At 33.9% G+C, this 10,939-nt stretch carries 7 protein-coding genes; all 7 read left to right on the top strand.

Features of this window, described 5'->3' with window-relative positions:
• Positions 1-2,817, top strand: a 2,817-nt coding sequence (locus tag PKN74_RS07190; RefSeq protein ID WP_472310031.1) for an extracellular solute-binding protein, incomplete at its 5' end; no start/stop codon positions are given.
• On the top strand, positions 2,814-3,713 hold the full coding sequence (locus PKN74_RS07185; RefSeq protein WP_472310029.1) for a carbohydrate ABC transporter permease: 900 nt from the start codon (positions 2,814-2,816) through the stop codon (positions 3,711-3,713). The genes PKN74_RS07190 and PKN74_RS07185, both read left to right, overlap by 4 nt.
• Positions 3,714-3,731: 18 nt before the next feature.
• On the top strand, positions 3,732-4,607 hold the full coding sequence (locus PKN74_RS07180) for a carbohydrate ABC transporter permease (protein ID WP_464234196.1): 876 nt from the start codon (positions 3,732-3,734) through the stop codon (positions 4,605-4,607).
• Positions 4,608-4,633: 26 nt separating this feature from the next.
• The gene (locus PKN74_RS07175) at positions 4,634-6,685 is read left to right on the top strand and encodes a YIP1 family protein (protein WP_472310027.1); all 2,052 of its coding nucleotides are present in this window, start codon (positions 4,634-4,636) and stop codon (positions 6,683-6,685) included.
• On the top strand, positions 6,678-8,978 hold the full coding sequence (locus PKN74_RS07170) for a DUF5696 domain-containing protein (RefSeq protein ID WP_472310025.1): 2,301 nt from the start codon (positions 6,678-6,680) through the stop codon (positions 8,976-8,978). The genes PKN74_RS07175 and PKN74_RS07170 overlap by 8 nt, the downstream gene beginning before the upstream one ends.
• 170 nt (positions 8,979-9,148) lie before the next feature.
• Positions 9,149-10,030, top strand: a complete 882-nt coding sequence (locus PKN74_RS07165; protein WP_472310023.1) for a carbohydrate ABC transporter permease — start codon at positions 9,149-9,151, stop codon at positions 10,028-10,030.
• 2 nt (positions 10,031-10,032) lie between these two features.
• Positions 10,033-10,920, top strand: a complete 888-nt coding sequence (locus PKN74_RS07160) for a carbohydrate ABC transporter permease (protein ID WP_472310021.1) — start codon at positions 10,033-10,035, stop codon at positions 10,918-10,920.
• Positions 10,921-10,939 lie beyond the last annotated feature (19 nt).

Genomic DNA, 10,939 nt, shown 5'->3' with positions numbered 1-10,939 from the left:
ATATTTGTCTTTTCATTTGTTTCCGTATTTGCAAGTTCATATGTAGATAAATGGATTTCTTATGATGAAAACAATATCGTTCAAACCATTTTGTTTGAAGATTTTAAAATTCTTTCAGGCTTAGGATTTGAATACACTCCTGAAGGTTTAGTATTACCTATTGATGGGGTCGTTGAGATATCTTTTGATGTGCCTGAAGATGGTTTATATTTAATAGTATTACATTACATGATAGATAGTGACAAGGTTTTAACAAGTAGGATGTCCATGTTTTGGGATAATAACGAGCTAACTGTTCCTCTTCTTGCATTATGGACCGATGAAACAAAGGACTATCCAACAGATAGATATGGAAACGAAGTGGTTCCAAGGCAAGTTATGGTAAAACAATTTCATAGTGAGTACGTGAGAGATTATGGAAGCTTGTCTGCTGCACCTTATGTTTTTGAATTTGAAAAAGGTAGGCAGAATATTAAACTAAGAAATGAATCTCAATCTGTAATATTAAACAGTGTAATACTGTTAAAGTACGAGAAGGTTCAAACTTATGAAGATTATATTTTGCACATGCCAAATAGTAAGGTTAGTGGAGAGATTGAGCCAATTGAAGCTGAAGATTACTTAGTTAAGTCTGATTCGTTTATACGACCTGGGAACCAACAAGACCCTTCTTTGCATCCATATGAAACAGTGTCAAGAAAGCTGAATATTATAGACGGAAACTCTTGGGATCAAGTTGGACAAAAGGTTATGTGGGAATTTGATGTACCTGAAGATGGTATTTATTACTTTGCTTTCAGATACTCACAGTCGATTAACGACGGGATTTCTGTGTTTAGAAATGTTTATATAGACGGTGAAATAATATTTTCTGAATTGATGAGTTATATGTTCCCGTACACTGGGTTACGGTACAAGAATGTATTTCTAGAAGAAAAAAATAGTGGAGAACCATTAGGGATATGGTTAGAAAAAGGGACGCATACAATTTCTTTAGAGGTTGATGGAACACCTTTAGACGATGTTATTAATGAACTTAGAAACTTAATCTTTGAAATTAATAAATCCGGATTAGAGATAAAAAAATTAACAGGCGGAGTTGTTGATAAAAACAGGAAATGGGATATAGAACTATATTTACCAGATATTGTTGAAAGGTTTGAAGGTTGGGCAAATGAATTAGATGATATATACAATGAGATTGAGGCATTTTTTGGTCAGACTCCTGCTTCAATAATTAATCTTAAGATTGCTGCCAAAAATATAAGAGACCTTGCAAAAGAACCCGATAAAATACCGATTAGGTTGAATAAACTGAGTGAAGGTTTTTCTTCTGCGTCTAACTTGATTTCTGAAACGATCGATGTACTCTCAACTCAACCGTTAAATCTGGATAGAATTTATGTATTAAACTCACCAGTCTTACCGGATGATGAAGTAGTTTTTTTAACTAGGTTTATGGAAGGGTTAAAACGCTTTGTTTTTTCTTTCTTTCCACAGAATAAAGAGTATATGGCTGTAAGTGATAAGAAATCTGATGAACTTTTGGTTTGGGTTAATAGGCCAATACAATACGTTGAAATGCTTCAACAAATGACAGACTCTGATTTTACTTCAAAAACAGGTATAAGTGTGAGGTTTTCTGTTATGCCCAATGAACAAAAACTAATCCTAGCAAATGCTGCAAATATAAGTCCTGATTTGGCTTTGGGAATAAGCAACTACATTCCGTATGATCTAGCTATCAGAGGGGCGGTCTTTGATTTAACGGAGTTTGACGATTTTTGGGAGTATATAAGTAGAGAGTACAATTTGGAGACTTTGATCCCCTTTTATGTAGATGGAAAGGTTTATGGAGTTACTGAAACTCAGGATTTTTATGTCCTGTTTTATAGGAAGGATATATTAGAAAGTTTGAACTTGGAGGTACCTCAAACTTGGGATGAAGTACAGATAGCGATGTCAACTCTTTACAGAAATTCTATGAACTTTTATTTGCCAATGGCTGGATGGACAGGCTTAAAACCTTTTTACACTACTGTTCCTTTTATCTATCAAAGTGGAGGAAGGTTGTATACTGATGATGGTTTAAAAACTGCTATAAACGAAGAAAATTCAATTAAGGGTTTTGAAATAATGACCAAGCTTTTTACTATTTATAGTGTCTCTCAAAGTGTTCCCAATTTTTATAACGAGTTTAGATACGGCAGAATTCCTATGGGTGTTTCTAACTTTACAACTTATGTAATGCTTATGACTGCTGCACCTGAAATAGCAAGTCAGTGGGACATAGCTTTATCTCCAGGGGTTAAAGATGAGAATGGTGAAATATTTAGATACCAAGTTGGTAGTGACAGGGCAGATGTGCTATTTTCTAACAGCACCAAAAAAGAAGAGGCTTGGGAGTTTCTGAAGTGGTGGCTTTCAAAGGATACCCAGGTGGAGTATGCATATAGAATGCAGACGAGATATGGACCAGAATATATGTGGAACACAGCTAACATGGCTGCATTTGAGGAGTTATCTTTCCCTGATAATCATAAAAAGGTTATTTTAGAGCAATGGAATTGGATAAAGGAAATCCCAAGACACCCTGCGGGATATATGTTAGAGCGAGAGATAAGTAACGCATGGACGGATGTTGTCATGAACGGAGAGGGAATCAGAATAGCTGTCGATAAGGCTGCGATTACTATAAATAGGGAGATAATCCGAAAGATGGAGGAATTTGGCTATATCGAAGATGGGAAAGTAGTTAAAACTTATCAGATTCCTTCAATTGAAAATATTAAGGCTGAGGTGGAAAAGAGTAAATGAAAGTAAAACAGAAGTTTATTCATCGAAATTCTCATTGGGTTTTACTATCGCCTTATATAATACTGTTTTGTCTTTTTATACTAATACCAGTAATTAGTGCAGTTGTACTATCTTTTACCTACTTTAATGCAGTACAACCACCTAAATTTATTGGCTTAAAAAACTACATTTCATTACTAACGCAAGATACTGTGTTTATGCAAAAGGTTCTTCCAAACACTATAAAATATGCACTAATTGTTGGGCCTGGTGGTTATATTCTTTCGTTTATCTTTGCGTGGATGCTTGCACAGATACCAAAGATACCAAGAACAATTATTGCAATACTCATTTATCTTCCTTCTATGACATCAGGAGTTATGATGAGTACGATTTGGAGCATCATTTTTTCTGGTAACCAGCTTGGATATTTAAATAGTTTTTTGATAGAAATTGGTATGATCACAGAGCCGATTCAATGGTTACAGTCTCCAGAGTATTTGATGACAATTGTTATTATTGTTGCTCTTTGGAGTAGTATGGGGGTAGGATTTTTGGCTATGCTTGCTGGGGTGTTAAATGTAAATGAAGAGTTGTACGATGCTGCATATATTGATGGTGTAAGTAATAGGTTCCAGGAAATTATTTATGTGACTATTCCTTCTATGAAACCTCAGATGCTTTTTGGCGCGGTAATGGCAATTGTTAACACTTTTACAACAAGTGGTTTGGGTGTTGCATTATCTGGGTCAAATCCCACTCCTCAATACGCTGCTCAATTGATAGTTAATCATATAGAAGATTATGGGTTTATCAGGTATGAGATGGGATATGCTGCTGCGGCTTCTGTTGTTCTTTTAGTTATTGTTTGGATAGCTTCTAGATTTTCTTGGAGTTTGTTTGGGGAAAAGGATTGAAGATTGAGGTGATTGTTAATGGCAAGTTTGAAATCTAGACGTATAAACCCTGATAAATTTCATAAAAGTCAGTTGAAGTTTTATGCAATTTTGATACCTGTGAGTGCTTTTATGGTTTTACCTATTCTATTTATAATATTTCATGCATTTAAACCGATAGACGAACTTTTTGCTTATCCTCCAAGATTTTTTACCACAAGACCTACTTTGGATAATTTCAAACGATTGTTTACTGCAACCACCGAGTCTAATGTGCCTGTCTCAAGGTATCTTTTTAATAGCGTCGTTTCGACATTGTTCACTGTTTTGTTTACCCTTTGGGTAACGGCGTCTGCGGGGTATGTTCTTTCAAAAAAGAATTTCAAGGGTAAGGATACCTTGTTTACAATAAACACACTTGCTCTTATGTTTGTTCCGGTGGCTGTTAGTATTCCCAGATTTTTAGTGATCGTTAAACTTGGGCTCATAGACAATTTTTTTGCTCATATTCTTCCTTTGTTGGCTATGCCTGTTGGGCTTTTTTTAGTTAAACAGTTTATAGATCAGATCCCTGATTCATTAATTGAGGCTGCAAAGATTGACGGGGCTTCAGATTACTATATTTTAATGAAGATAATCATTCCACTTATAAAACCAGCGTTATCAACGGTTGCAATACTTGCGTTTCAAACATCTTGGAACAGTATAGAATCGTCTGCCATGTTTATTAACGATGAGTCTTTAAAAACTTTTGCATTTTACATGAATACGCTTGTTTCAACTACAGGAAATACTGTTGCTGGTCAAGGAATGGCTGCGGCGGCTTCTTTGATCATGTTTTTACCGAATCTTATTCTTTTCATAATTCTTCAGTCAAGAGTTATGGACACAATGATGTATTCAGGTCTTAAATAATTTCCTGACGTTTTGGAGGATATTATATGATTACACGAAAATCTTATATTCATTTTGTAATATTGATTTTTATTTTAATATTAACAATTTCTTCTCTTTCGTTTGCAGAGATAAGTAATGAGAACGCTACTGCTTATTCCTACACTATATCAGAAGACGGCGTTTGGGTAAGAACGCAAGATGCTTACCTAGTTGGAAACATACTTTTCAAAGACTTGAATCTAAAGTCTCCTGAAGATATATTCATAAGAAACGAGAAGATTTATATAGCTGAAGGTGGAAATGGTCAGATTGTAATTGTGGATATTAACAACAGTAATAACATCAATTACGTTGGAAAAGGTATATTAAACATGCCTACGGGTGTTTTTGTCGATGAAAAAGACAGAATTTTGGTGGCAGATTATGGGCTTGGTGAAGTAGTAATGTTTGATTCAAATGGAGAACTACTTAGGAGATATAAAAGGCCAGAATCTATCGTCTTTGGTCAAAAGGCTAATTACAATCCACGAAAAGTTGTCAGTGATAAGATGGGAAATATTTATATCGTTAGTGAAGGAACTTATGACGGAATAATTCAATTGTCTGAAGACGGTGAGTTTTTAGGGTATTTTGGGGCGAATATAACTTATCTTTCTTTTGGTGAAGCGTTGTTAAACCTTATTTTTACAAAAGAGCAGCAAGCTCAATTGTTCAACATTATTCCAAAAACCTTTTACAATTTAGCTATTGACGATGAAGGGTTGATATACACAATAACACAAGGTGTTGGAAGAAACGCAATAAAAAAGCATAATGTTTCAGGGAACAATATATTAAAGCAGGCTAACAGAATGATTAGCGAGCCTAACTTTGTTGACATAACTGTAGGTAATTACAATCAGATTTATGCTTTAACAGAAACGGGTTTGATTTATGAGTATGACTCCGAAGGTAATTTGATATATTCTTTCGGAGGAAGAGCAATCAGTACAGAAAGAAACGGTTTTTTCACTGTGCCTGTTGGTATAGCGGTTGATCAAAATGACAATGTTTATGTTTTAGATAAAGAACGTGGTATTGTCCATGTTTTTTATCCTACGGCGATTACAAATATGACACACGAAGCGATTAGTTTGTATGAAAAAGGTAAGTATATTGATAGCATGTCGTATTGGCAGGAAATATTAAAGTTGAGTGGTCGATCAAGGATTGCTCACAACGGTTTGGGAAAGGCTTATTTTCAGTCCCAAGACTATGAGAAGGCTGCTGAACATTTTAAAATAGCTAATAATAAAATTGATTATTCTGAGGCTTATTGGGAAATAAGAAACTTATGGTTACAGAACAATATAGCAACTATTTTAATTGTTGTATTCTTAGTGTGGGTTTTGTGGCGAATTGTTAAGCTATTAGATAAAAAATATGGGATTTTGAACGTTTTTAGAAACTTTTTTAGAAAAACTAAAGAAGTTAAACTTGTTTCTGATGTGTTATATATGGGAAGATTCATGCTTCATCCTATTGATAGTTCGTATGATATTAAACATGGAAAAAAGGCATCAGTAATGTCAGCCACTTTAGTATATGTATTAGCTTTTATTGCTTTTGTGCTTGATTATTTGTTTAAGGGCTTTATATTCAATCCCAGAGATTTCAGAGAGGTTTCTTATCTGTATGTGATTATGATTTTCGGTCTACCTTTAGCACTGTGGGTGGTGTCTAACTATCTTGTTAGTACACTGAATGATGGAGAGGGTAAGTTTAGGGATGTATACTGCACAACATCTTATGCATTAGCGCCACTTGTGCTTTTTATGCCTATTGTTACACTACTTTCTTATGTAATAACGTTGAACGAGGGGTTCATTATTCAATTTGCTAGTGTGGCAATTTGGGTTTGGTGTGGGGTGTTGATCTTCGTTTCGCTTAAAGAAATTCATAATTTTTCTGTTGGTGGGGTTATTAAAAATATATTGTTAACGTTATTTTTGATGTTCATTTTTGTAATAGCTTATTTTATTGTATATATGCTGGGAAGTGAGACGTTCAACTTTATTTACACTTTGGTGAAGGAGGCTGCTTATCGAATTGGATAAACGATTATTTGCATCTTTAGTAGTTGTTCTTAATTTGTTACTTCTTATGAATAGTGTCTTTGCTCAAACACAATCTCTGGATACTTTTTCTACTTTAGAAGAAGAAATTATTCTTTTGGAAAGAAATGAGATTTCAAATATTGGGTCTAATAGGTATACAAAGCCCGAGAAAGAACGGGTTGTTGTAATTAATAGAATGGATCTTGATGATTACGAAAAGATTCTAGAAGATGATTATATAGAAGTATATTACTGGGATAAAAATGCTTCGATTAGAGTTCTCAACAAAGTAAATGGGTATATATGGGGTGGACTACCCTCAGAAAAGCCTTCTGATATGAACGTTACGTGGTCAGGAATAGGAAATTCTTTGGTGAGTATTGATTATTATGATCAGGCTGGAATAGAAAGAAAAACTAGTATTGCAGCTAACAATGTTAAGAGGGAATACGTGGTTAACGGTAATACTATCTTTTTTTCTGTTAATTTTACTCAACTTGGTATAAGCTTTGATTTTAGTGTTGAACTCAATGATGGTTCGTTAATTTTTAGGTTAGATTCTGACAGTATCCAAGAAACAGGAAAGTATATGTTAGGATCGGTGTATTTCGTTCCATTTTTTGGTTCTGTTAGGGCAGATGAGATAGATGGTTATATTTTTATTCCTGATGGTCCTGGTGCTTTAATTAGATTTGATAAGCCTTTTAAATATTTGTCTAACTTTGAAAAAAGGGTGTATGGAAAAGATTTTGCTATAGACCACCTTTTTGAAGTTAACGATCTTAAAGTAAGTAGACCTAATGATTTTGCTACCGAAGAAAAGAGTGTATTAATGCCAATTTTTGGAGTTGTGCATGGGCCAAAACAAAACGGACTTTTTGCGCGCATCACTTCTGGAGAGGAATATGCTGCTATAGTTGCAACACCAGCAGGAGTTTTAACGAATTATAATTGGGTTTCTGCTAAGTTTATTTACAGACAAAAATATTTGCAACCGACAACAAGGAGTGGAGCAGGGGTTCAAATCGTACAGCAAAATAGGAATCATTTTGATCCAGAGATAAGATATTACTTTTTAAGTGGTGATGACGCAGATTATGTGGGAATGGCTAAGGTATATAGAAATATGCTGTACGAAGAAGGCGTGCTAGCAAGGCAAGAAAGAATTGACAGTCAAATACCTTTAAAGATAGGAATTTTAGGTAGCGACATAGAAAAAGGTTTTATTTTCAACAATTTGAAGGTGATTACTTCTTTGAAACAGGCTGAAGAAATTGTTACCAGTCTAAATAGTGAAGGTATTTCAAATCTAACAGTTGTCATGAAAGGTTGGCAAGAAGGTGGACTAAACGGTTCAAAGGTGTCAAAATTTGCTTTCGAGGAAAAGTTAGGAGAAAAAGATGCTTTTTTGGAATTTTCAGACTTTGTTGATCAACAGGGCGGAAGGTTTTATTTCTATGAAAACCCCGTTGCTGTGAATCAATTCCAAATAGATTTGCGTAAAGAGGGAGGACATTCACTTTCTCAAGATTTAATAAAAATACAAAGGGATAATGATTATATATGGATTAAAGACACTTATCTAGTAAAAATAAATTTGGTTGCAGATTATTTAGAAAATAAAGCTGAACTGTATAAGTCTAATGGTATGAAAAATATGGCAGTTGATGAAGTTGGTTTTAAATTGTACGCAGAAAATCAAAGAGGAGATGTTGTAACAAGAGATCAGGCAAGAGTAATGCTTGAAGAAACAGCCAAAAATATTGTAAATAACTTAGAAAATCTGGCTTTATATACCCCAAACCAGTATTTTTGGAGGTATAGTTCTGAAATCTTTCACCTTCCTATGGTGAATTCACAATACATCTATGAGACAGACACCGTCCCTTTTATTCAAATAGTTTTGAAAGGAAGTATAGATTATTATGCGCCGTATTCAAATATGGGGTTTTATTCACCAACAGATATATTAAGACTTATTGAATATGGGGCTTATCCCTCTTTCGTTTTAACAGCTTTAACTAACGACGAATTGAAATATACAGCTATCTCTGATTCGTATTATTCAACATATTATGAACATTGGCTAGATGTGATTGTAAGTACGTATAATACGATAAATAATGTTTTATCTAAATTTGAAGGAAAGCAGATAGTAGATAGAACAGTATTAAAAGAAGGTGTTGTAAAGGTTGATTATGAGGGAGATGTATCTATTATTGTTAATTATACAAACTATGATTATTTCTTTGAAAATGATGTAGTCCCAGCTCTAGGATATTTGATAGTTTAATTAAATATTGATTTAACGGTCGTAGAGGCGACCTACACGTCTAAATAATGGTTTAAAATAGCAAATACAATCTATTTGCCTACCTAAATCAAAAAAGTAGGTACAAGAGCAAAACCCTTAAGGCCCTGCGGCATGAACATTTTACCTTTATCATCAGGAGTTGATTGAAATTGAAAAACTCAAAAAAAGAAAAGTCTTTTGTTAGTAAACTAACAATACATCAAAAGTCTGCAATTAGAGGCTACATGTTTTTACTACCTTGGATTATAGGCTTTATAGTTTTTACAGCTTTTCCATTTTTTTATTCAATTTACTTGAGTATGAGTAGGGTAACTATTACCCCTACAGGCATAGTTACTCAATGGAATGGTTTTAACAATTATTGGGATATTTTTACAAAAGATGTGGATTTTTTGCCTGCTTTAACAGATAGCATTGTTTTTGTTGGGCTTTCAACGCCACTTATAATCGTAGCTTCTTTACTTATAGCGTTAATGCTTAATAAACAGTTCAAAGGAAGAACTGTTTTCAGAGCAATTTATTTTTTACCTGTAATTATTATGAGCGGACCAGTTTTAAGTGAACTTTTAGCTAACAAGGCTGTAAATATAATTCAACCAACCAAATTTGCTATCTATGAATTTTTTAGATCGTTACCTCTAAATTTGGGTGCGCCAATTCTTTATCTATTCGATAAGATAATCATTATACTATGGTTTTCGGGTGTACAGATTTTGATATTTTTAGCAGGAATTCAAAAGATTGATAAAGCATTATACGAAGCGGCGCAAATTGATGGAGCTTCTTCGTGGGTGATTTTTTGGAAGATAACTTTACCGCAAATAAGGCCTTTGATACTAGTAAATGCTATTTATACAATAGTTGATTTAGCAACGTTTCCTACCAACGCAATCAATGTAGAGATTTCTTCTAAAATGTTTCAAACAGGAAGGGTGTATAGTTATTCTGCTGCAATGTCATGGATTTATTCGTTGATAATTCTAGCTATTTTAGGTGTGGCATTTTTAATTTTGAGAGAAAGGAAGAATTAGCCATGAACAAACGATTAAAAGAGAATATTTTTAAAGCTTTTATTATTTTATTACTTTTAATAATAGGATTTGCATATCTGTATCCTTTGGCTTTTATGATCTCTACAAGTTTTATGGATGTAGATGACCTTGTTAATCCAACTGTTCAATGGATACCATCAAAACTATATCTCGAAAATTTTAAGATAGCCTCAAAGGTTCTAGACGTTAAAAACTCTTTGCTTAACTCTATTATTATGGCAGGAGTACCAGCTATACTTCAAACTATTTCTAGTGCATTAATTGGCTATGGTTTTGCAAGATACGAGTTTCCTTTAAAAAAGCTTTGGTTCGCTTTGCTATTGTTTACATTCTTATTGCCTGTACAAGTGACTTTAATACCAAAATACATAATGTTTAGTAGTTATGGCATGATAAATACACCTTTCCCTTCCTTTCTTCCAGCTTTGTTCGGGCAGGGAATTAGAAGCGCAATTTTTATACTAATTTTCTATCAATTTTTTAGTTCTTATCCAAAATCCATAGACGAGGCTGCTCAGATTGATGGTGCCGGGCATTTTACAATATTCATGAAAATAGCTATCCCCATGTCTATACCAGCAATCGTTGTCTCACTACTATTTTCCTTTGTTTGGTATTGGAATGAGACATATCTTTCAGGATTGTTTTTTGGTAACGCAATTCAGACTTTACCTATGAAACTTCAATCGTTTGTCGATGCTTATTCAAGAATGTATCCAGTGAGCGACGCGAGCTTAGCAAATAGATTAAACGAAGGAATAAGAATGGCTGCAACTTTGATAACTATCATACCGTTGCTTATATTATATGCACTTTTACAGAAACAGTTCGTCGAAAGTATAGATAGAACCGGGATAACAGGAGAATAAAAATTAATTTCAAAATGGG

The organism is Defluviitoga sp. (genome assembly GCF_035349255.1).
Taxonomy (GTDB): Bacteria; Thermotogota; Thermotogae; order Petrotogales; family Petrotogaceae; genus Defluviitoga.
The sequence above is the reverse complement of the archived record's forward strand: the minus strand, read 5'-3'. Positions and strand labels throughout refer to the sequence as shown.

Bases quoted from the DNA above. Each gene is read 5' to 3' on its own strand.
- PKN74_RS07185 (WP_472310029.1), top strand. From the start codon at position 2,814: ATGAAAGTAAAACAGAAGTTTATTCATCGAAATTCTCATTGGGTTTTA.
- PKN74_RS07180 (WP_464234196.1), top strand. From the start codon at position 3,732: ATGGCAAGTTTGAAATCTAGACGTATAAACCCTGATAAATTTCATAAA.
- PKN74_RS07175 (WP_472310027.1), top strand. From the start codon at position 4,634: ATGATTACACGAAAATCTTATATTCATTTTGTAATATTGATTTTTATT.
- PKN74_RS07160 (WP_472310021.1), top strand. From the start codon at position 10,033: ATGAACAAACGATTAAAAGAGAATATTTTTAAAGCTTTTATTATTTTA.